The organism is Chryseobacterium sp. WG23, from assembly GCF_024586575.1.
Classification (GTDB): domain Bacteria; phylum Bacteroidota; class Bacteroidia; order Flavobacteriales; family Weeksellaceae; genus Chryseobacterium.
Map to the genome: position 1 here is coordinate 1 of NZ_JALCZE010000028.1, position 735 is coordinate 735.

Annotated in this window: 1 protein-coding gene; it reads left to right on the top strand. The window is 39.5% G+C overall.

Going from position 1 to position 735, the window contains the following annotated elements; genetic code table 11:
- Positions 1–654 (top strand): gliding motility-associated C-terminal domain-containing protein (locus MP477_RS22665; protein ID WP_257192288.1); only part of this gene is annotated, 654 nt, incomplete at its 5' end.
- Positions 655–735: the final 81 nt, after the last annotated feature.

Consider the following 735-nt stretch of genomic DNA (forward strand, 5'->3'; position numbering starts at 1 on the left):
GCTGAAGGAACAACTACATTGGATGCAGGACCTGGATTTGACGGTTACGAATGGAGTACCGGAGAAACCACACAAATCATCAATAATGTAGGAATAGGAACATACTGGGTAAAATTGAAAACAGGGGAATGTATTACTCCTCAGGAAGTACATGTACGTCCTAGCCAACAACCTGTGATTTCGAATATTGAAATAAGCAATAACACCATCAAAGTTACTGCTACAGGCGGAGTTCCTCCTTACCAGTTTTCTATTGATGGAATAAACTGGCAGGAATCCAATTCATTCACAGGGTTGCCAAGAGGGGAAAACACCGTGTATGTAAAAGATTCTTTCAATTGTACTCCGGTTCAGGTTACCGTTACGGTTCCTAACCTTATCAATGCGATTACTCCCAACGGAGACAACGTTAATGATGTTATTGACTATTCAGCATTGGCATACAAGAAAAATCTGGTATTTATTGTGTATGACCGATATGGAAACAAGCTTCATGAAGCCAGCAAAATCAGAAACTTTACCTGGGATGGAACCGCATTTGGCAAAAGAATAGCGACCGGAACCTACTGGTACACCATTTCATGGAACGAAAACGATAAAAACAATACCGAAACCAAATATTCAGGATGGGTATTGGTGAAAAATAAAGAATAAATTTTATTCATAACCTTATGTAAATCACCCCGGACCGGGGTGATTTTTTTTATCAACATAATGAACCGCCTGTTTACAGTA